The sequence below is a fragment of the Enterobacter chengduensis genome, from assembly GCF_001984825.2.
Taxonomy (GTDB): domain Bacteria; phylum Pseudomonadota; class Gammaproteobacteria; order Enterobacterales; family Enterobacteriaceae; genus Enterobacter; species Enterobacter chengduensis.
The window spans coordinates 41910-63526 of sequence record NZ_CP043318.1; the positions used below are offsets into that span (position 1 = coordinate 41910).

The 21617-nt window shown below is 58.6% G+C and carries 17 protein-coding genes and 2 pseudogenes; 8 read left to right on the forward strand and 11 right to left on the reverse strand.

Going from position 1 to position 21617, the window contains the following annotated elements; all coding sequences use genetic code 11:
• Positions 1 to 99: 99 nt before the first annotated feature.
• The 4 genes and pseudogenes from FY206_RS00190 to FY206_RS00205 form a co-directional block, all read left to right on the forward strand.
• Positions 100 to 1162, forward strand: a pseudogene (locus FY206_RS00190) (DUF2345 domain-containing protein); the annotation flags it as partial.
• Positions 1163 to 1164: 2 nt separating this feature from the next.
• On the forward strand, positions 1165 to 1983 hold the full coding sequence (locus tag FY206_RS00195) for a DUF4123 domain-containing protein (protein WP_032644216.1): 819 nt from the start codon (positions 1165 to 1167) through the stop codon (positions 1981 to 1983).
• Between the two features lie 14 nt (positions 1984 to 1997).
• Positions 1998 to 2543, forward strand: coding sequence for a DUF3304 domain-containing protein (locus FY206_RS00200; protein ID WP_032644215.1), 546 nt, complete (start codon positions 1998 to 2000; stop codon positions 2541 to 2543).
• A gap of 2 nt (positions 2544 to 2545) precedes the next feature.
• Positions 2546 to 4339, forward strand: a complete 1794-nt coding sequence (locus FY206_RS00205; RefSeq protein WP_032644214.1) for a phospholipase effector Tle1 domain-containing protein — start codon at positions 2546 to 2548, stop codon at positions 4337 to 4339.
• 57 nt (positions 4340 to 4396) lie between these two features.
• Here the strand turns inward: FY206_RS00205 and FY206_RS00210 are convergent.
• Positions 4397 to 5098 (reverse strand): annotated as a pseudogene (locus FY206_RS00210) (LysR family transcriptional regulator); the annotation flags it as partial.
• Between the two features lie 99 nt (positions 5099 to 5197).
• On the opposite strand from FY206_RS00210, the gene FY206_RS00215 reads away from it, so the two are divergent.
• Together FY206_RS00215 and nepI are read left to right on the forward strand one after the other, a co-directional pair.
• Positions 5198 to 5650 (forward strand): DUF1198 domain-containing protein, encoded by a 453-nt coding sequence (locus tag FY206_RS00215; RefSeq protein ID WP_032644213.1) that lies wholly within the window; start codon positions 5198 to 5200, stop codon positions 5648 to 5650.
• 102 nt (positions 5651 to 5752) lie between these two features.
• A complete protein-coding gene (gene nepI / locus FY206_RS00220) occupies positions 5753 to 6943 on the forward strand; it encodes a purine ribonucleoside efflux pump NepI (RefSeq protein ID WP_077064363.1) in 1191 nt (396 codons plus the stop codon).
• Positions 6944 to 7053: 110 nt separating this feature from the next.
• Here the strand turns inward: nepI and FY206_RS00225 are convergent, their stop codons facing one another.
• Positions 7054 to 7959 (reverse strand): EamA family transporter, encoded by a 906-nt coding sequence (locus tag FY206_RS00225; protein WP_032644211.1) that lies wholly within the window; start codon positions 7957 to 7959, stop codon positions 7054 to 7056.
• A 174-nt stretch (positions 7960 to 8133) separates the two neighbouring features.
• On the opposite strand from FY206_RS00225, the gene FY206_RS00230 reads away from it, so the two are divergent.
• On the forward strand, positions 8134 to 9276 hold the full coding sequence (locus FY206_RS00230) for an IS481 family transposase (protein WP_032638743.1): 1143 nt from the start codon (positions 8134 to 8136) through the stop codon (positions 9274 to 9276).
• Between the two features lie 118 nt (positions 9277 to 9394).
• On the opposite strand, the gene FY206_RS00235 is transcribed toward FY206_RS00230, so the two are convergent.
• The 5 genes from FY206_RS00235 to FY206_RS00255 all read right to left on the reverse strand — a co-directional run bounded on the left by FY206_RS00235 (position 9395) and on the right by FY206_RS00255 (position 14264).
• Positions 9395 to 10774, reverse strand: a complete 1380-nt coding sequence (locus FY206_RS00235; RefSeq protein WP_032644364.1) for a carbohydrate porin — start codon at positions 10772 to 10774, stop codon at positions 9395 to 9397.
• A gap of 136 nt (positions 10775 to 10910) precedes the next feature.
• The gene (locus FY206_RS00240) at positions 10911 to 11213 is read right to left on the reverse strand and encodes a PTS lactose/cellobiose transporter subunit IIA (protein WP_074166029.1); all 303 of its coding nucleotides are present in this window, start codon (positions 11211 to 11213) and stop codon (positions 10911 to 10913) included.
• A gap of 5 nt (positions 11214 to 11218) precedes the next feature.
• On the reverse strand, positions 11219 to 12595 hold the full coding sequence (locus FY206_RS00245; RefSeq protein WP_032644365.1) for a glycoside hydrolase family 1 protein: 1377 nt from the start codon (positions 12593 to 12595) through the stop codon (positions 11219 to 11221).
• Between the two features lie 17 nt (positions 12596 to 12612).
• A complete protein-coding gene (locus tag FY206_RS00250) occupies positions 12613 to 13938 on the reverse strand; it encodes a PTS sugar transporter subunit IIC (protein WP_032644366.1) in 1326 nt (441 codons plus the stop codon).
• Positions 13939 to 13949: 11 nt separating this feature from the next.
• Positions 13950 to 14264 carry a PTS sugar transporter subunit IIB gene (locus tag FY206_RS00255; RefSeq protein WP_032644367.1) on the reverse strand — a complete coding sequence of 105 codons (315 nt, stop codon included), beginning with the start codon at positions 14262 to 14264 and terminating at the stop codon, positions 13950 to 13952.
• A 293-nt stretch (positions 14265 to 14557) separates the two neighbouring features.
• On the opposite strand from FY206_RS00255, the gene FY206_RS00260 reads away from it, so the two are divergent.
• Positions 14558 to 15508 (forward strand): LacI family DNA-binding transcriptional regulator, encoded by a 951-nt coding sequence (locus tag FY206_RS00260; protein WP_045890234.1) that lies wholly within the window; start codon positions 14558 to 14560, stop codon positions 15506 to 15508.
• A gap of 49 nt (positions 15509 to 15557) precedes the next feature.
• Here FY206_RS00260 and FY206_RS00265 read toward each other — a convergent pair whose 3' ends face one another.
• From FY206_RS00265 to FY206_RS00280, 4 genes are all read right to left on the reverse strand, one after another.
• Positions 15558 to 15878, reverse strand: coding sequence for a YicS family protein (locus tag FY206_RS00265; RefSeq protein WP_341474259.1), 321 nt, complete (start codon positions 15876 to 15878; stop codon positions 15558 to 15560).
• Positions 15879 to 15974: 96 nt separating this feature from the next.
• A complete protein-coding gene (locus FY206_RS00270; RefSeq protein WP_077064269.1) occupies positions 15975 to 17339 on the reverse strand; it encodes an efflux transporter outer membrane subunit in 1365 nt (454 codons plus the stop codon).
• Positions 17339 to 20449 carry an efflux RND transporter permease subunit gene (locus tag FY206_RS00275; RefSeq protein WP_032644371.1) on the reverse strand — a complete coding sequence of 1037 codons (3111 nt, stop codon included), beginning with the start codon at positions 20447 to 20449 and terminating at the stop codon, positions 17339 to 17341. The genes FY206_RS00270 and FY206_RS00275 overlap by 1 nt, the downstream gene beginning before the upstream one ends.
• Positions 20449 to 21570, reverse strand: coding sequence for an efflux RND transporter periplasmic adaptor subunit (locus FY206_RS00280; RefSeq protein ID WP_032644372.1), 1122 nt, complete (start codon positions 21568 to 21570; stop codon positions 20449 to 20451). The genes FY206_RS00275 and FY206_RS00280 overlap by 1 nt, the downstream gene beginning before the upstream one ends.
• Positions 21571 to 21617 lie beyond the last annotated feature (47 nt).

A 21617-nucleotide genomic window follows, 5' to 3' on the forward strand; every position in this document is an offset into this window, starting at 1 on the left:
AAGCCCTTTGTACTATTTTTTGTAGGGTTATGTTATGGATAACTTGCAGGCGCTCTTTGACGGGCAGACCCGTTACTCGCTTGAGATAAACGACAGCCGCGCCCGCAGGTGTACGGCACGCTGCCGGCGCGTATTGAGAGCCGGGAGAAGGGCGATATCTACGTGCACCAGGACCGCGAGGGGCGCTACCGTGTGAAGCTGGACTTCAGCCGGGCTACAGCTACCTGTGGATACGCCAGGCGAAGCCGTATTCCGGCGACACGTACGGCTGGCACACGCCGCTTGCCGACGGGACGGAGGTGGGGATTGCGTACGACGGGGCGACATTGACCGCCCGTACATCGCCCACGCGTTCCACGACTCGGCGCACCGGGACATCGTCACCCGGGATAACCGCAGCCAGAACATCCTGTGCACGGCGGCAGACAACGAGCTGCGGATGGAGAACCGGCGCGGGCAGGAGCACATCGCCCTGACCACGCCTTACGGCAGCACGCAGCTCGGCCAGGGGTATCTCGTGGACGCGCAGGACCAGCTGCGCGGGACGGGGTTTGAGCTCCGGACCGACGAATACGGGGTCATTCGGGTGGCGAAGGGGCTGTTCATCACCGCTGACGGCCAGCAGGCGATGTTCGCCCGGCGGCTGGCGCCGCTGAACGGGATGCTGCACTTCCACGGGCCGCAGGGCGTGGCGTTCACCTGCGGGGAGCATATTCAGCTGACGGCCGCGCAAAACGTCGCCGTGAACGCGGGCGGGGATATCAGCAGCGGGTCGCTGAGCCACACGGCAGTGCTTGCGGGGGAAAGCCTGGGGCTGTTTGCGAGAAGCGCTGCCCTGACGCTGAACGCCAGCGAAGGGCCGGTGCAGATACAGGCGCAGAACGGGGAAATGCACCTCATCGCGGAGCAGAGGGTGAGCCTGATATCGGCGGTCGACATGCTGTTTGCGGGAAAGAAGAAGGTGATCCTCATCGGGGGCGGGAAAATAGAGTACGTGACGGACATGACGTACACGCGCAAGATTAGGCGGACGCATCTGACGGGGCCTGCATCGCAGCCCGTGGAATTCCCGGAGATTAACCCGGCGATGATGGACAAAATCTGTATCCCGTGCCTGCTAAAAGCGATTCAGGACAACGACGTCATTGTGCAGGGAGCATAACGATGGATAAGACAGCGTTACTAGCCGCTTTGCCCGTCAAATCGGATGAGAATATTTGCCTCCTGTTTGAAGCAGGCGCGCAGCCGGAAGAGGCGTTTCTCGCGTTTAAGGCCAGCCACGAAAGCAGACTGCATTCACTTTATATCCACCCGCAGCTGACGGAACTTCAGAACTACGGCCCCTGGCTGCTGGAGGTAGATGATAAAGAGCAGCTTAAGGCGTATCTGGAAACAATACCGGGCTGCGTTGCCGTCATTATCTCAACCCGTTATCCCCCATCGCTGGCCGTGCAGTTATCGCGCGGATGCACCATCGTGCCCCCGGAAGGTACGGCGGTGCTGGTTCGCTTTTATGCCAGCCACGTCATTCAGGTTCTTGCTAACTGTGCAGCGCATGATTGGCACGTTTCCCTGTTTAGGGGCATTTCGCAATGGTGGATACCGGCAGAAGCGCAGTGGCAGCTGCTCAGTATTTCAGCCTCCTGTAATGAAAACTCTGCTGATCATGTCATCCGACTGGATAACGCCACCTGGCAGCGGATTTCCGACAAGCCCGAAATAACCTCTGTTCTGAAAGAATGGCAGACGATGCCGGCCAGCAAGGGCATATCACCCTGCGCCCAGAGATTGCTGGTGATAAAGGCGCTGAATAAAGCGGATAAGGTGGGGCTGGAGAAGCCTGTAGACCGAATGCTTTATGCGATTTGCTATCTCAATGGCGCAAAAAAGATGCTGGAATCCGAACGCTTTAGCGCCGCTTTACCCCGGATCCTGAATGGTCAAATCAGCTTAAGCCAGGTGATTTCTGGCATCTCATCTTAAGGGAGTTTTAACGGATGGGCTTTTTTAAACGGCTTAAAGAGGTGGATGGGGCAGTGACGCGCTTTTACGCCAGGAAAAAAGTTTGGCTGTGGAGCGCTGTTGCGCTGCCGGTGGTGTTTGTCCTGGGCTGGATGGTCTGGGTGATGTTCTGGGCGCCTCCGATGGGAGGTGTTGCGCTGATAATTCATACCCGAATTAACCGACCGATTCTGGGATTCAGTGTGAACGGAGTGGCTGGTCCAAACTCATCGGCACATAACCCCAATAAACGCGGAACATACGGTGGGGTGGCAGCAACCTGCTGCGGCATGATTAAGGGAAGGACAGCGGAGGTGATCTGGACGCTCAGCGTCACTGGGCCACAGTATGAAAGAGGGATGCGTCCTGAGCAACGGCGGGTGGTAATACAGTTACCTGAGCGTAAGCGGGGTGAGAATGACCTGCATGTCTATTTCTTACCGGGAGACAAGGTGCTGCTGGGGTGGAGCGATAACGCGTTCTCTCCGTACGATCCGCGTAGCCCGAACTATACCCCCTCACCGCTTCTTGAAGGAAAATGAAAATGGCATTTGATCTGAATGCCTGCATTGCGGCGGCGAACAGGGCATCCCAAGCCAGTGAATACGGGTTGGGGAATTGCTCACGTACACTTCATATCGGGTTCTTTTTTGACGGCGTGGGGCGCAATATTGAACAGGATGCACCAGAAAATAGGCTGAGTAATATTTCACGCCTATTTAGGGCATTTCCTACCCCAGAAGACAGCCTACCAGGTACAACATACTCGAAATTTTATATTCCAGGGCTGGGAACCCCGTTCCTGGAAAGGGAGGGCGAAGCTCTCCAGCAGTTTATGGACGGAACGATTAATTCGGTGCAGGACGCCCTGAAAGACCAGCCCACCGATGTGCTTAAAGATATTTTTAAATCAAAAGCGGGCGGTGCCAGTACGCCTGATGCTCTCAATGAGCTTAGGCAAAAGCTGCTGACGCCTAAAGGTCTGCACAAGCTTATGGTCGAAACCACCCTGAAGGGGGCTATAAAGGCAGATATTGAGGCCACCCCTTGGCTGCGGGATAGCGAATTTTTTGCCTATAGCACTGTGAGCGGCGCTGATACCCGGTTGAACAGTGTCAAGATACGTTTTGAGCGCGCCGTTGAGGATGCACAGAAGCAAGGGGAAGTACCCGTTCGTCTGATTTCGTTGTCGGTGTTTGGCTTCGATATGGGCGGAACGCTGGCCCGGCAGTTTATTGATCTGTTGCTGGAAGATTTATGTGAACAACGCATTGATGGAAAAACAATTTTTAAGGGAATCCCGGTTGATATTGTGTTTGCCGGGCTATTCGACTGCTCTCGGGACACGCCGATGAGCAGCGACAACGGCCTGGACTATGCCAGCAGCGTGATGGAGTGGACCCCGGGAAAATATTCGGAAATGGCTGGGAAAATTGTCAGTCTTTTCGGGCGTAAATACCTTGGCCATCAGTCGCCGCTTCCTAAGGCCGTCAGACATTCGCTACATCTGGTGGCGGCACATGAGCGCCGTCGCTGGCGCTGCGTATACCGTACGGGGCGAGAAGGATATGAGCATCAGGAGATGCTGATGCCGGGATGCAGCGATGATATTGGGGGTGGATTAAAGTCAGATCAGCAGAAACCGAGTGCAGAACTCAGCCGGGTTCCGCTACGCAAAATGTATCAGGAGGCCATGAAGGCCGGTGTTCCCTTCCCTGATTTAAATGCTCTATATAATACTGACCGTATCGTCTGGTCTTATATGAACATACAGGACAGCGTCGAAAGCCAGACTGTTGACCAATGGGTGAAGACGTATCAGCAGGCGGTAAATGCGAATGCCCTGAGCTACCGGGCGCTGAATCGCCATCTCGACGGGTATTTTGAGTGGCTGGGGCGTCAGTTTTACGAATACAAGAGTGAACTGCGCCGCCTGGAGGGGATCCGTAGCGGGATTGTGACGTCAACATCTTCTGTAGCAGGGCTGCTGGGCTTGTCTTCGCAGGCACATCAGGAAGTGGGAAGGGTAACGGATAATATCGTGGCGTTGAAAAAGCACTGGGGCTGGCTGTCGGATGTGGCGAATGCGGCGAACCTTTTGCTCACCCAACAGTTCCATTATCCCCCGCAGTTATATCTGGAAAATATTCTTGAACCGGCGCGCTTGCGCGCTGAGACTTTCCTGGCGTGTGGCGCAGCGGGGCATGATGGCACTGCACCTCCCGTAAGATGGTGCGTGGATGCATCCGTGCTGTATGCGTGGTTTGTGCATGATGTACAGCGCACGGAAGGTATTAATGACGGCTATTTTTCGGTGCGCTGGATGGAGCCAAAGTAGTCGAAACGTTATGTGGCGGCAGGGGGTAATTTACCCTTTCCGCCCACTCGCCCCCAGCAGCACCAAAAAGCTGCTCACCGACAGGCCTACGTGACGCGTGCGGCCAATTTTTGCCAGCGCCTCGTCGGTCACGCCGTGAAAACCCTCTCCCTCGTAGGAAACCAGCACATGCTCAAGCGCGCAGAAACGGTCGAGGGTCAGCGGTTTTGCGGCCTCCGGGTGATTGGCGCGCATCATGCAAACGTACCGTTCATCATAAAGCGCGCGGCTGTGAAGCGCCTGCGGCGTGGTGTGCTGCGTCAGCAGGGCGAGGTCAATGTTGCCCTGTTCGAGCTGGTTTACCAGACGATCGGGCTCGACCGGCACTACGCGCACGCGAATGCCGGGAGCCTGCACCTTTAGCGCGGCGATAAACGGCACGATCACCGCGCGTAATGCGTAGTCGGTGGTGGCAATCGTGAAGGTCAGGTTCGCCGTAAGCGGATCAAAAGCGACGGGCTGCAACAGTACGTTGATATCCGCCAGAATGCGTTTTATCGGTGTCGCCAGTTCTTCTGCCCGGGTGGTAGGCACGATGCCGTGCGGCGCGCGGATAAACAGCGGGTCTTCAAAGTAATCCCGCAGGCGGCTGAGCATGCCGCTTACCGCGGGCTGGGTGAGCGCAAGGCGCGCCGCCGCGCGGGTGACGCTGCGTTCGTCCAGAAGGGCATCCAGCGTTTTCAGCAGGTTAAGATCCAGCGTGCGCAGATCCGCTTTCATGACGTTTTTCCACCTCTTTTCCGTTTACTATTATGTCGCTGCCCGCTGTTGACGCGCTGCGTTTCCCGCTATGATGAGCGGCTAGTCTAAGGAGAACGCATGGTCTGGATAATGCTGGCAACGCTTGCCGTGGTGTTTGTGGTGGGATTTCGCGTCCTGACCTCAGATTCCCGCCGCGCCATCAAACGCTTAAGCGAGCGGTTGGGGATCACCCCGATGCCGGTCGAGTCGATGATTGACCAGTTCGGTAAAACGCCGGGCAATGAGTTTATCCGCTACCTTGAACGCCCCGACGAGGCGCATCTGCAGAACGCTGCCCAGGTGCTGCTGATCTGGCAGGTCTGCATCGTCGACGCCAGCGAAGAGAATGTGCATACCTGGCACCGCATGCTGCGTAAAGCGCGCCTTGCTGCGCCGATCACCGATGCGCAAATCCGCCTCGCACTCGGCTTTATGCGCGAGATGGAGCCAGACCCGCAGGAGCTTAACGCCTTCCAGCTGCGCTACAACCAGCTTTTCCTGCCGGAAGAGGGCGTGTTTTACCTGCACTGATCCCCTTTAAAAACGACAAAAGTTGTCAAATCGTTAAATCCGTCACACTTTTGATGATAAACTGCGCGACTTTTCCGCACGTTTTTATCTTCAGGTGATGCCATGACAGAACATATCCAGCCCACGACCCCGCCGCAGACCAAAGAGGTTTCACGCCCCAACTGGTCGGCGGTTTTTTCCGTGGCGTTCTGCGTTGCTTGCCTGATCACCGTTGAGTTTCTGCCGGTCAGCCTGCTGACGCCAATGGCGCAGGATCTGGGTATTTCCGAAGGCGTGGCGGGGCAGTCCGTCACCGTGACCGCGTTTGTGGCGATGTTTGCCAGCCTGTTTATCACCCAGGTGATTGGCACCATCGACCGCCGCAAAGTGGTCATTCTGTTTAGCGTCCTGCTGACGCTCTCCTGCCTGCTGGTCTCCTTGGCGGAAAGCTTTACCCTGCTGCTGCTCGGGCGCGCCTGTCTGGGGCTGGGGCTCGGCGGCTTCTGGGCGATGTCCGCCTCGCTGACCATGCGTCTGGTACCCGCCCGTACGGTGCCGAAAGCGCTGTCTGTTATCTTTGGTGCGGTCTCCATCGCGCTGGTGATTGCCGCGCCGCTGGGCAGCTTCCTCGGGGGGATTATCGGCTGGCGTAACGTCTTCAACGCGGCGGCGGTGATGGGCCTGCTCTGCATCATTTGGGTGTGGAAAGCGCTGCCGTCGCTGCCGGGCGAAGCGGCGCACCATAAACAGAACATGTTCGCATTGCTGAAGCGCCCCGGCGTGCTGGCAGGGATGACCGCTATTTTCATGTCCTTCGCCGGACAGTTTGCCTTCTTTACCTACATTCGCCCGGTGTATATGACCATGGCGGGCTTTGACGTGGATGGCCTGACGCTGGTGCTGCTGAGTTTCGGTATCGCCAGCTTTGTCGGCACCTCGCTGTCGTCACAGTTCCTGAAACGCTCTCTGAAGGTGGCGCTGGCGGGGGCACCGCTGGTGCTGGCGGCGAGCGCTACGGTACTGGTGCTGTGGGGCAGCGACAAGTGGGTTGCGTCAGCCATTGCGATTGTCTGGGGCTTTGCCTTTGCGCTGGTGCCGGTGGGCTGGTCAACGTGGATCACCCGCTCGCTTGCCGATCAGGCGGAAAAAGCCGGGTCGATTCAGGTGGCGGTGATCCAGCTGGCGAACACCTGCGGCGCGGCGGTGGGCGGCTTGGCGCTCGACCACCTTGGGCTGACGTCACCGCTGGTGATTTCCGGCACGCTGATGCTGCTGACCGCGCTGCTGGTGGCGGGGAAGGTTAAGGCGAAGTAGTCAATTTTCCCCTCACCCTAACCCTCTCCCCATAGGGGAGAGGGGACTGCTCGGTGCTGTCTTTTCACCCTCGCCCCTTTGGGGAGAGGGCCGGGGTGAGGGGACATTCGCTACGCCGATGCCTTAACCCTTCTGCGCGAATCCATCGAAATCAACACCACCGACGACACAATCAGCAGCGTCCCCAGCCAGTCCGGCAGGGTGAACGCCACGCCCAGCAAAACCACCGACAGCAGCGCGCTGCTCAAGGGTTCGGCGCAGCTCAAAATGCTCGCCTTCGGCCCGCCAATCATCTGTGCGCCTTTCAGATACAGGCTGAACGTCAGCGCCGTACCGATCACCACCAGGTAGAAAAACGCCAGCAGCAGGCTGCCGTCGATCGCAAAGGTGGTGCCGCGTCCGGCGTAGAACGGCGTCAGCATTAGCCCGGCAATCAACATACTCCAGCCGACAATCGGCAGCGTGCCGTAGCGGGCGATCAGCGTTGACGGGTACGTCGTATAAAACGCGGCGGCAAAGGCCGAGGCGATGCCGAAGAACAGCGCGGCAGGGGAGATGGAGAGCGAGGTTGGGTCGCCGTGAGTCACCAGCAGAAAGGTACCGATCAACGACGTAAAAATCGCTGACAGGACAAACGCGCCGGGACGCTTTTTTCGCGCCAGCGCAAACCATGCCACGATAATGGTCGGTGAGAGGAACTGCAGCACGGTGGCGGTCGCAGCGTTGGATTTTTCAATCGTCAGCAGGAAGGTGAGCTGCACGGTAAGCGCGCCAACCAGCGAGAAGAACAGCAGGCTGAGGGCGTCTTTACGATGCTTGACGACCGAGAAAATCTTGTCGCCGTGAACGAACGACAGCGTCAGCAGGATCACGCCGGTAAACAGCAGGCGAACCATGGTCAGGTAAGGCGAAGAGATGTGGCTTTTCTCCATGATGTACTGCGCGCAAACCCCTGAACTGCCCCATAATACGGCGGCGATCAGGACGTTTAGCATCCCTTTACGTGTGGAACCCATGTTCTCCCCTGCGATGTTGTCGTTAATGAGCCCACAGCATAGCATGATCGTGCGGCCTGATACCCTCACCCCGGCCCTCTCCCACTGTACAGTCCGGGGACATAGTGAACACTTGTTCGGGGACATGGTAGACACTTACAACTAAGGCATAAGAACCCGTTTATGGAGTCGCTTATGCCGTGGGATGCGAGAGATACCATGTCATTACGTACCGAGTTTGTTTTGTTCGCCTCGCAGGACGGGGCGAACATCCGTTCCCTCTGCCGTCGCTTCGGCATTTCACCTGCTACCGGCTACAAGTGGCTTCAGCGCTGGGCTGTCGAGGGCGAACCCGGCCTGCAGGACCGCCCCCGCACGCCGCATCATTCCCCCAACCGCTCGTCTGACGACGTCACCGCCCTGCTGCGCATGGCACATGAGCGTCATGAACGCTGGGGCGCCCGCAAGATTAAGCGCTGGCTGGAAGACCAGGGACACCGTATGCCTGCCTTCAGCACTGTCCATAACCTGATGGCCCGTCACGGCCTGCTGCCCGGCACGGCTCCGGGTATTCCGGCCACCGGACGGTTCGAACATGACGCCCCGAACCGGCTCTGGCAGATGGATTTTAAGGGGCACTTCCCCTTTGGCGGCGGCCGTTGCCATCCGCTCACCCTGCTCGACGACCACTCCCGTTTTTCCCTGTGCCTCACACACTGTACCGATGAACGGCGTGAGACCGTGCAGCAACAGCTGGTCAGCGTCTTTGAACGCTACGGCCTGCCGGACCGGATGACGATGGATAACGGCTCACCGTGGGGCGACACAACCGGCACCTGGACGGCGCTGGAGCTGTGGCTGATGCGCCACGGTATCCGGGTGGGCCATTCCCGGCCTTATCATCCGCAGACGCAGGGCAAGCTGGAGCGTTTTCACCGCAGCCTGAAGGCGGAAGTGCTGCAGGGGAAATGGTTCGCGGACAGCGGCGAGCTGCAGCGTGCCTTCGACCACTGGCGGACGGTCTATAACCTTGAACGCCCGCACGAGGCGCTGGATATGGCGGTCCCGGCCTCACGCTATCAGCCGTCTGCGCGGCAGTACGGCGGCAGCGTGACGCCCCCGGAATATGATGAAGGTGTGCTGGTCAGGAAAGTGGATATCAGCGGGAAGCTGAGCTTACAGGGAGCCAGTCTGAATGCAGGAAAGGCGTTCAGGGGAGAACGGGTGGGGCTGAAGGAGACGCAGGAGGATGGCTGCTATGAAGTGTGGTGGTACAGCACGAAAGTGGGGGTGATCGACCTGAAGAAAAAGTCGATCACCATGGGTAAAGGATGTTAAAAAGTGTTCACCATGTCCCCGAACACCTGTCTACCATGTCCCCGGACCGTACACCCACAGGGAGAGGGAGAAAACACGCAAAACGGCAACGTTGCGTTGCCGTTTTGCGTTTACCTTGCTAGAACCACGCCTCCCACATCGCGCCGACGTTGAAGTCGTCGAGCGTCTCGTCTTTGGTGCCGTTCACGCGCGCGGTGCGTTCGTTATCCACCTTGCCGCCGGTCACGTAGAAGCGCAGCATCGGACGGAACTCCGGCCCCATGGCGATAGACATATTCTGCGAGAGGGTCAGCTTCCAGCCCTTGTTATCGCCGCCGTTGTCATAATCAACGTGCTGCCAGCCCGCTTCCAGCCAGGTGGAGTGAACGTCGTTCCACCAGTGCATCGGACGCACGATGGCGTTGTAGTTCTTGCGGTTGTCGGTCTTATCGCGGCTGTTGTCGTAGTCGTGGAAGGCGAGAATGTACTCCACCTGCGTGGCCTGGGTGAATTTGTACAGCCCTTCGAAACTGGCGTAGACCGTGGTCAGATCTTCGGTTTTGTTGAATACGCTGTTGTCCGAGTTATCGGAGTAGCGCGCGATCACCTTATTCACGCCGCTGTCGTTGGTGTGGCTCAACACCACGCCGCCCTGCCAGGCGTTCAGACGCTCGTCGCTCTCCACCGCTTTCGAATCAAAGCCGTAGTTGGCGTACAGCTCCAGGTCGATCGGGCCAAGCTTCATGCCGTGGATCTTTGACGTCGCGGCGTAGTTGCCTTTGTCGCCCGTGCCGGAACCGCCGGTACAGGTAATGCGCGATGGGTTGGCCTCATCCTCCATCACTTCCGGGCTACAGGATTCCACTGCCGCCACGGCGGCCACGTCGAACTGCACGCCGCCGATGTCGAAGTTCTTCACCCCCGCGCCCTGGCCGTCGTGGTTCATCCAGAAGTAATCGTTGATGCCCTGCTGCGGACGCTGGTGGAAGTCACGACCGGCCCAGAAATAGGCGTTCGGGTTAGACGCCATAATGTTGGTCACCCCGGCGTAGGCTTTTTTCAGGTTAACTTCGTCGCCCCAGTGGTCGATCATCACGTTGATGTCCCAGATGGCGCCGTTTTCACCCTTAAAGGCCTTGGAGAGCTGGAATTCCCCGCCGTTGCCCTCGTTACCCAGACGACCAATGGCGGACGCGCCGTTGTAGGAGCCATCCACCGCCACGTATTTCTGATCGGCGGCCTGGAAGTGAGCGCCGTAGCGGGCGTAGCCGGTAAACTTAATCCCGAACGGGATCGCCATATCCGGGGATTGCGCCGCGCTTTGCGGCTCGGTCACCACGTCCGCCTTTTTCGCGACCGCCGCATCCATTTTGGCCTGACGCTCGGCCAGCGCTTTGTCCACCGCTTTGGCCACAATGGCGTCAATTTGCTCCTGGGTAAATTCTTGTGCGAGCACGGAAATTGGGCAAAGCGCGGCGATAACCGCCATGGTTAATGGAAGTTTTTTAATCGTATTCATGGTTATCTCAATATAGTTTAATTTTATTCAGACAATAACCATCCCGCTCCGATCTGACAGAGTATGTCGCTATCATCAGAACAAGTGGATCTCTATTTAGGGTACAGAGGTATTACACTAATTATTTCGCCATAAGTTATCTCTGATATAAATGAATAATTTCTTCGGACAATTCCCGCGCTAATAAGGAATTCATTAAATGATCCTGCGCGTGAACCATGATTAACGTCATCGGCTGGCGGCCTTCACCCGCATCCTGTTCAATCAGTTTGGTCTGCATCTTGTGCGCCTGGCGCGCGTAGCCGTCGGCTTCGCGCAGCAGGCTTTTCGCTTCGTCAAGGTTGCCCTGGCGCGCCGCGTGCAGCGCCTCGAAGCACAGGCTGCGGGACTGCCCGGCGTTGACGATGATTTCCATTACGGCTTCTTCTAATGCGATCATCATTATTACTCTTTTTCAAAACAATTATTTAAGGCGGTGGCGGCAAACCATTCTCCGCTTTTCTTAATGGTGCGCTGCTGCGTCTCTATATCGAGCTGAATAAATCCGTAGCGATTTTTGTAGGCGTTGCACCACGACCAGTTATCAATAAACGTCCACATATGGTAGCCAAGACAATTACACCCTTCGCTAATACCCTTATGCAGCCAGGCTAAATGTTCGGAAATAAAATCAATGCGGTACCGATCGTTAATCTGGCCGTTTTCAATAAAGCGCTGCTCGTTTTCGACGCCCATGCCGTTTTCAGAAATAAAGCAGCGCGGGTTGCCGTAATTGTCGCGCAGGTTGACCAGAATATCGTAAATACCCGGCGCGTAGATTTCCCAGCCGCGGTACGGGTTCATCTTACGGCCCGGCATCTCGTAGTTATCAAAGAACCACTCCGGCATAAACGGCGCCTGCGGGTTCACCGCGCTGTCGCGACACTTCACGCGACGCGGCTGATAGTAGTTCACGCCGAGCAGGTCGATTTTCCCTTCCGCAATCAGGAAACCGTCTTCCGGTTTACAGACAGGCAGCTGATTGTAGGATTTCAGCAGCGCCACCAGGTCCGCCGGGTATTCGCCGCGCAGTACCGGGTCGAGGAAGCTGCGGTTAAACATCAGGTCCGCAACATGCGCCGCCTTCACGTCCGCCGGGCTTTGCGAGCGCGGATAGGATGGCGTCAGGTTTAATACGATGCCGATTTCCCCCGCGTAATGCCCGGCGCGGTAGGCCTGAACCGCCTTCGCATGGGCCAGCACGGTGTGATACGCCACGGTGGCCGCCCGACGAAAATCCACCACGTTCGGGTAGTGGAAGTCGTACAGATACCCGCCTTCCACCGGCACGATCGGCTCGTTGAAGGTAAACCAGTGCAGCACGCGGTCTCCGAACAGCTCGAAGCAAATCTGCGCATAGCGGGCGTAAGCGTCCACCACGTCACGGTTTTCCCACCCGCCGATTTCCTGCATCGCCATCGGCATGTCGAAATGGAACAGGGTCATAAACGGCGTGATGCCCTGTTCGTTCAGCTCATCAATGACCTGATTGTAAAAATCGACCGCTTCCGGGTTCACTTCACCGATACCGTCAGGGATCAGGCGCGCCCAGCTAATCGAGGTGCGAAAGCTGTTGTGGTTCAGCTGCTTTAACAGCTGAATGTCCGTTTTCCAGTGCTGGTAAAACGTGGAGGTCTGCTGCGGCCCCACGCCGTTGTGAAAACGGTTCGGCTCGCGGGCAAACCAGTAATCCCACGTGGTTTCCCCCTCTCTTGCCCCTTCCGTCTGGAGAGCGGAGCTTGCGCTGCCCCACCAGAAGTTATCGGGAAATGCGTATTTCATGACCCTTCCTCTTTGACTTAATTGCTAACTGTTTCAGCGGTGCCGACGGTTGTCTGGGCCTTCTGCTCTTCATTTTTGATGAGCGTACGCTCATAGGCGCGCAGGAAAGGCAGGTACATCAGCGCGGACATCACCATACAAACCAGGCACATCACCACCGGGCTCAGCGCCCAGTTCGCCGCCCACGAGGCGCCAATCGGCGCGGGGGGGGTCCACGGGGTTAACGACACCACCTGCGCCAGCCAGCCGAGCTTCGTCGCGCCGTACGCCAGGCAGGCGTTGACCAGCGGAACAAACACGAACGGGATAAACAGCATCGGGTTCATGATGATCGGCGCGCCGAACAGAATCGGTTCGTTGATGTTAAAGAAGCTTGGCACCACGCCCATTTTGCCGATGGTGCGCAGGTGCGTAACGCGGCTGCGCAGCAGCAGGAAGGCCAGCGGCAGCGTGGAGCCTACGCCGCCAATCAGCAGGTAGTGATCCCAGAAGCCCTGCAGGTATACGTGCGGCAGCGCCGCGCCGGCCGCCAGCGCCGCCTGGTTTGCCGAGAGGTTCGCCATCCAGAACGGGTTCATGATGCCGGTGACAATCAGCGAGCCGTGGATACCCGCGAACCAGAAGATCTGGCACAGCAGCACGGAGAGCAGAATGGCGGGCAGGGAGTCGGACGCGGAAACCAGCGGCTCCAGCAGATGCATGATCGCCTGCGGGATAATCATGCCGGTTTGCGCTTCGATGAACAGGTTCAGCGGGTGCAGGGTACCGATCACCACCATCACCGGGATCAGGATCTCAAATGAACGCGCCACGCCGGTCGGGACTTCCTTCGGCAGGCGGATGGTCACGTTGTTCTGCTTCAGCCACGCATAGACGCGGGTAGAGTAGATCGCGGTGATAAGCGCAGTGAAGATGCCCTGGCCGGAGAGATACTGGGTCGAGATTTTGCCGTCAGCATACGGCGCGGCGACCAGCAGGAAGGCCATAAAGGCCAGCAGGCCGGACATCACCGGGTCGAGGTTAAACTGACGCCCGAGGCTCGCACCGATCCCCACCGAGATGAAGAAGGTCATCACGCCCATGCTGAGGTTAAACGGCAGCATCAGCTGTTCGCGGTAGGTCTGGGAGAAATCCAGCCAGCCGCGCGCAAAGCTATTGGTAGTATCCGCCGAAAACGGCGGGAAGATGAACACCAGCATAAACGAGCCGATGATCATGAACGGCAGCGCGGCGGTAAAGCCGTCGCGGATAGCAATCACATACTTTTGCTGACCAAGTTTGGCGGCCAGTGGGGTAATTGACTGCTCAATCACCGCGACCATGGATTGATATAACGAACTCATGTGAACACCTTTTAGTGTGCCGCTTCGATGAGCGACAGAGCATAGTCCAGTACTTTATCGCCACGCTGCATGCCGTAGTCCATCATGTCGATGGGCTGCACCGGAATGCCATGCGTCGCCGCCTTGTCTGAGAGTGTCTGTAACATGTATTTCACTTGCGGTCCGAGAAGTACCACCTGGTATTGCGGAAACTGCGTATCAAATTCGGAAACACCGTACGCATCAATCTTCACCGGCAAACCACGTTCTTTCGCGACATCGACCATTTTGCTGACCAACAGGCTGGTGGACATCCCGGCAGAGCAGCACAGCATAATCTTGAACATCGACAACCATCCTCTAAATGTAAAAAGTTATTGCGAGGATGATTGGACATTATACGGAAACCGGTTTCCATTTATAAAAGACAGAAGTGTGACAACCATCAAGATCCCTTACTTATGAGGCTAATTAACCCGATGCGCATCACATAATTTGGCTGTTTTGACATCATTTTGAGTGGAAACGGAAAATCGGTTTCCATGGAAAACGGAAACGGATATACTCCGTTCTGGCTATAATATGAGCCGAAGCGGTCATGGAATTTGCAGGCGCGAGGTAAGCCTGTCAGGGGAAAGAGATGTCGACAATCAATGATGTATCACGTCTTGCCGGGGTATCTAAAGCCACGGTATCGCGAGTGTTGAGCGGGTCGCGTGGCGTAAAGGAAGCCAGCCGTCAGGCCGTACTGAAAGCGGTGGATGAACTTAACTATCGGCCTAATGTGATTGCCCAGTCGCTGCTGAGCCAGTCGACGGGATGTATCGGCGTCATTTGCGCACAGGAAAATATTAACCAGACCACCGGTTATCTGTACGCGCTGGAAAAACAGCTCAGCCAGCATCAAAAACACCTGCTGCTGCGCTTCGCGCATAGCAAAGCCGAAGTGATGAATGCGCTCGAAGAGCTCTCCTGCGGTTTGTGTGATGATATCCTGGTCATTGGCGCGCGTTTCCCGCTGGACGTCGATATGGACAACGTCATCCTTGTGGACTGTATGGAGTCTGATAATTCCAACAGCATTCAGTTCGATCACGCCTTTGCCGCCGAAACCGCCTGTAACTACCTGACAAGCCAGGGGCGTCGCCAGATTGCCCTGATCCACCCGCACGGCAGCGGGTTTGCCGACCAGGTGCTGCTCGGCTACAAGCACGCGCTGGAGAAAAATTTCCTGCCCTTTAATCGCAGCCTCGTATTTATGGACGCAACCTCGTCGTCCGTTGCGCTGCAGGAGCTGCTTAACAACGCCAGCACCCTCAACTTCAACGCGCTGCTGGTGGCGGACGAGCAGGAAGCCCAGCGGGTGATCCCGCAGCTGCAGGCGTTTAACAAATCGGTGCCGGACGACATTATGGTCTTCAGCCTGGCCGGATCGCTGCATCTGCCGGGTATTCCGGTGATCCCGGCGATTGAATATTCTATGGATGCCATGGCGGCGCGTATCGTGAGCTGGCTGACGGAGAAAACGCAGATGCTGGGCTCATATGTGCTGCGCGGAGATTTAATTATTCCGGACGTGCGGAAGCGTTAAAATATTTTCCAGGCCGGGTAAGGCGCAGCCGCCACCCGGCAAGCAGCGCTCAATAATCTTCCATACAATCCACCTGTCCTACCGCCTCCCAGTACGCATCCAGATTGTCGCGCTTGACGGCGGTAACGGCATTTTTGATCAGCAGCTGATTGGCCTCGGACGACAAAATCATCGCCTGCCAGGCTTTATCACTCTGCTTTTTCTGTGGCGTACAGGTTTTCTTAATATCTTTAAGGACCTGCTGCTTTATTTGCGCCTCTTTCGCGGGGTCATCCTTTTCCTGAGCATGGACAAACGCGGCGAAGAGCAGACAAACCAGCAGGCAGACCAGGTGCGCAGCTTTCATCGAAACCCCCTTTAAGAGACACATGCTTCCCATGAAATATATCGTTACATTCAGTGTGGCGACGCCAGCCGAAAGTATGAATTTTCTCTTCACCGTCTGTCATGATCGCCCCAGTAAGCGCTACTGAATACCGCCGCCCAGCGACTGCCACAGCGTGATGCGGTTTTCCAGGTCGGTTTGCTGCAGCGCGATCAGCGATTCCTGCGCCGACCACAGCGACCGCTGCGCGGTCAGAACCGTCAGATAATCCCCCGCGCCCGCCTTATAGCTGCGCGTCGCCACGTCCAGCGTTTTTTGCTCCGCCGCGACGTATTCGCGCTGGGCTTCGAGCTGCTCGCTGAGGGTTTCTCGTCGCGCCAGCGCGTCGGCCACGTCCTTAAACGCGTTCTGGATGACTTTCTCATAGGTGGCGATCAGCCCCTTCTTCTCCGCTTCCGCGTAGCGCAGCTGCGCCAGGTTGTTTCCGCCGCTAAACAGCGGCAGGGTGATGGACGGCGCAAACGACCAAACCTTCATCCCGTGGCTGAACAGGGAGGAGAGCGAATCGCTGCCGACGCCCGCGCTGGCGGTGAGTGAAATGGTCGGAAAGAAGTTGGCGCGTGCCGCGCCGATGTTGGCGTTGGCGCTCAGCAGGTTATGCTCGGCCTCCTGAATGTCCGGGCGGCGCAGCAGCGCGCTGGAGCTGACGCCCGCCGGGATCAGCGTGATGGCGTTATCGCTCAGGCTCTCCAGCGTGCCGGGCAGCAGGTTGTCCGGCACCGTATTGCCCGCCAGCAGATTAAGGGCGTTTTTGTCCTGCATCACCAGCGTCCGGTAGCTCGCCACGCTGGCGCGCGCCTGCTGATACACCGCCATCGCTTCACTGACGTCCGTCGCCGCCGCCACGCCCACTTCCTGCTGGCGCTTCACAATCTTCAGCGAGTTCGCGGCGCTCTCCATCGTGGATTTCGCCAGCGCCAGGTTGCTGTTATCCGCCGCCAGCGTCACCCAGGCCGTGGTCAGCTCGCTGACCATCGTCAGGCGCGTGTTCTGCGCGGTGAACTCGCTGGCAAGCCAGGTTTCACGCGCGGCGCGGGAGAGGCTCTGGTTGCGGCCAAACAGATCCAGCTCGAAGCTTGAGACCGCGCCGTTGGCTTCGTCGCTTGTCGCGACGCCGCTTGCCAGCGTGCGGCTGCGGGTATGGCTCAGCTCGGCGTCCACCGTCGGGAACAGGGACGAGCGCGTTTCACCGTACTGGGCGCGGGCGGCGTCGATATCGGCAATCGCTTTTTGCACGTCGCGGTTGCTGTTAAGCGCCATCGTCACCACGCTTTTCAGCCGCGCGTCGTTCATTACCTGCTGCCACTGGCTCACCACGGCGGTGGCTTCGCCGTGCGCGCCGGGCAAGGTTGCCGGGATGGGGGCGTCCGGGCGTTGATACGTTGGGTCTAACGACACACAGCCTGCGCTCAGCAGGGCTAACGCTAAAACAGATACACGAAACATTATGACCTCCGGTTCGCGTGTTTACCGGAGAACAGACGTTTCACCAGTACAAAGAATAAGGGAACGAAGAAGATCGCCAGCAGCGTCGCGGCCAGCGTTCCGCCGATAATGCCGGTACCAATCGCCACGCGGCTGTTTGCGCCTGCCCCGGTTGCCACGGCCAGCGGCGTAACCCCTGCGATAAACGCCAGCGAGGTCATGATGATCGGACGCAGGCGCGTCTGGGCGGCACGCAGGGCGGCACGCGTCAGAGAGTACCCTTCAGCGACTTTGGCTTCGGCAAACTCGACAATCAGGATCGCGTTCTTCGACGACAGGCCGATAGTGGTGAGCAGCGCCACCTGGAAGTAGACGTCGTTGTTCAGGCCGCGCAGGGAGGCGGCGACGGCCGCGCCTAGCACGCCAAGCGGGATCACCAGAATGACCGAAATCGGCACCGACCAGCTCTCATACAGCGCCGCCAGGCACAGGAACACGACCAGGATCGAGAGGGCATAGAGGGTCATCGCCTGACCGCTCGCCAGTTTTTCCTGCAACGACAAACCGCTCCACGCCCAGGTGCTGCCGGACGGCAGGCTGTTTGCCAGCTGCTCCATTTTGCTCATCGCCGTGCCGGAGCTGGCGCCGCTGGCGTTTTCGCCCTGTATCTCATACGCCGCCGAGCCGTTGTAGCGCACCAGGCTTTCCGGGCCGTACTCCCAGCGGGTGGTGGCGAAGGCGGAGAACGGCGTCATGGTGCTGTCGCTGCCGCGCACAAACCATTTGTTGAGATCCGACGGTACGGCGCGGGTGTCGCTGTCGCCCTGGATGTAGACCTTTTTCACGCGGCCGCGGTCGATAAAATCGTTCACGTAGGTCCCGCCCCAGGCGCTGGAGAGGGTGTTGGTAACGTCGCTCAGGGACAGCCCCAGCGACACGGCCTTGTTGTTATCGATATCTACCTGAAGCTGCGGCATCTGCGGCAGATCATTGGCGCGCACGGCGTGCAGCGAGCTGTCCTGGTTGGCCTCGCCAATCAGCTGGTTACGCAGCTTCAGCAGCGCGTCGCGGTCGGTGCCGCCGCTCGCCATCAGCTCAAAGGTAAAGCCGTTGCTCTGGCCCAGGCCGTCCACCGCGGGCGGCGTCATGGCAAAGATGGTCGCATCGCGGATGGTGCTCAGCTCCTGCGTGGCGCGCAGGGCAATGGCCTGCGCGGTATTCTCATCGCCTTTACGTTCGGACCAGTTTTTCAGGGAGACAAACGCCATCCCGGCGTTCTGACCGCTGCCGCTGAAGCTGAAGCCTTCAATGGTGAAGATCACGTTGGTGTTGGCTTTCTCTTTCGTGAGGAACCACTCGCGCACCTGGCGGCTGACTTCGGCGGTACGTACCGTCGTCGCGCCGGCGGGCAGGGTGTACTGCACCATGATTTCGCCCTGATCTTCCGTTGGCAGGAAGCTGCCCGGCAGCTTAAGCATGGCGAAGCCCATCGCGCCGCAGAGCAGGGCATAGATGACCAGCATGCCGCCGGAGCGGCGCAGGGCGCGCAGCACCTTGTTCTGATACCCGCGCTCGGTCCTGCTGTAGAAGCGGTTAAATGCGCCGAAGAAGCCCTTTTTGTGCGGCGCCGTGTGGCTCAGAATCGAGCCGCAGAGCGCGGGCGTCAGGGTCAACGCCACCACCACGGAGAGGAACATCGCTGAAATGATGGTGACCGAGAACTGACGGTAAATCACCCCGGTGGAGCCGCCGAAGAAGGCCATCGGCAGGAATACGGCAGAGAGCACCAGCGCAATGGCGACCAGCGCGCCGGAGATTTCGCCCATCGATTTCTCCGTAGCTTCCCGGGCGGGCAGGCCTTCGTCGCGCATAATACGCTCGACGTTTTCCACCACCACGATCGCGTCATCCACCAGGAGCCCTATCGCCAGCACCATCGCAAACAGCGTCAGGGTATTGATGGAGTAGCCGAACAGCGCCAGCACGCCGAAGGTGCCCAGCAGAACGACAGGCACCGCCAGCGCCGGGATCAGCGTCGCGCGGATGTTTTGCAGGAACAGGTACATCACCACCACCACGAGGATAATGGCTTCGAACAGGGTCTGAATCACGTCCTCAACGGAGATCTTGATGAACTCGGTGCTGTCTTTCGGGTAGGCCACGTCGTAGCCTTCCGGCATCGACTTTTTGAACTCGGCGATCTTGTCTTTTACCGCCGTCGCAGTGTTGAGCGCGTTCGCACCCGGTGAGAGCATGACCGCCATACCCGCCGCCGGGTGGCCGTTGAGCTTCGCGGTGGCGGTGTAGTCTTCGCTGCCCATCTCCACGCGGGCGACGTCGCTGATGCGCACCACCGCGCCGCTGGACTGGCTCTTCACGATGATGTTTTTAAACTGATCGACCGTCTGCAGGCGCGACTGGGCGCGCACGGTGGCGGTCAGCTGCTGGGCGTTCGACGAGGGCAGCGCGCCGATTTTACCGGCGGAGACCTGCACGTTCTGGGCTTCAATCGCGCTCTGCACGTCGGACGGCATCAGCGAGTAGGACGCCAGCTTCGCCGGGTCGAGCCAGATGCGCATGGCGTATTCCGCCCCGAACACCTGCAGGCTCCCGACACCCTCGACGCGCGCCAGCGGGTCCTGCATATTGCTCACCAGCCAGTCGGCGATATCCGAGCTGCTGGCGGTGTCGGTTTTGTCGTACACGCCCATGATCAGCAGGAAGTTGCTCTGCGATTTCTCGACGGTAATGCCGGACTGCTGCACCTCGGTCGGCAGGCGCGATTCCGCCTGCTGAACCTTGTTCTGCACCTGTACCTGCGCGGTGTCCGGGTCGGTTCCCTGCTCGAAGGTGACGGTAATGCTCACCGACCCGTCCGAGCTGCTGGTGGAGGTGAAGTAGAGCAGGTTATCCAGCCCGGTCAGCTGCTGCTCGATCACCTGCGTCACGCTGTTTTCCAGCGTCTGCGCGGAGGCACCGGTGTAGGTGGCCGAGATTTTGATCGACGGCGGAGCGACGTCCGGGTACTGCGCCACCGGCAGCGTGCGGATCGCCAGCATCCCGGCGAGCATGATGAGAATGGCGATAACCCAGGCAAACACTGGGCGTCGCACGAAGAAACGGGAAAACATCAGACATTTCCTCCGCTGGCTTTCATCTCTTCGGCTTTCACTTCCTGCCCGGCGGTCACTTTGTCGGTGCCTTCCACAATCAGCTTATCGCCCGCCTTGAGGCCGCTCAGCACCAGCCATTTGTCGCCGTAGGTGTCGCCCGTCTCCAGCTGACGCTGCTCAACCTTGTTGCTGGCATTGACCACCAACGCGGTGGCGGTGCCTTTGGCATCGCGGGAGATGCCCTGCTGCGGCGCGAGGATCGCGTTGTTCATGATACCTTCATCCACCCTGGCGCGAACGAACATCCCCGGCAGGAGCTGGTGCTGCGGGTTCGGGAAGACGGCGCGCAGCGTGACCGAGCCGGTTGATTCATCCACCGCCACTTCGGTTAACGCCAGACGGCCTTTCTCGCTGTAGGTGCTGCCGTCTTCGAGGATTAGCGACACACTTAGCGTATCGCTATTGGTGGCGAGGGTTTGCCTGCGTAAACGCAGCAGATCGGCGCTGGAACGCGTGAGATCGACGTACATGCTGTCCAGTCCGCGAACGGTGGCGAGCGTGGTATCCTGCTGGGCGGTCACCAGCGCGCCGGGCGTGACGGAGGAGATGCCGATGCGTCCGGCAATCGGCGCGGTCACGGTGGTCCAGTTAAGGTTAATGCGCGCGCTCTCCTGCGCGGCCTTCTTTGACTCGACGCTGGCCTTGTCCTGCGCGCAGGTGGACTTCGCGTCCTCTGCGTCCTGGCGCGACACGCCGTCGTCTTTCACCAGCTGCGCATAGCGCTGGGCCTTCTGGCAGTCGGCTGCTACCAGCGCCTGCGCCTGCTTCAGCGCCGCTGCGGCTTCATCAAACGCCGCGCGGTAGCTGGAAGGGTCAATTTGATACAACGCCTGTCCGGCCTTGACCGTATCGCCTTCGGTGAATAGGCGCTTCTGGATAATGCCGCCCACCTGCGGGCGCACTTCGGCGCTCATGGCGGCGGCGGTGCGGCCGGTCAGTTCGCTGACGACGGAAACAGGCTGGCTCATGAGAGTGACAATCCCCACTTCCGGAAGAGGACGCTGGGGAGCAGATGTTTGCACATTATCGCACCCGGTCAGGAGAAATAATGCCGCGATGGAGGTTGTTATGTTTTTCATAATCTTTTTCCAGGGTGAACGACGCCTGCCCCGTTAATGGCTTAACA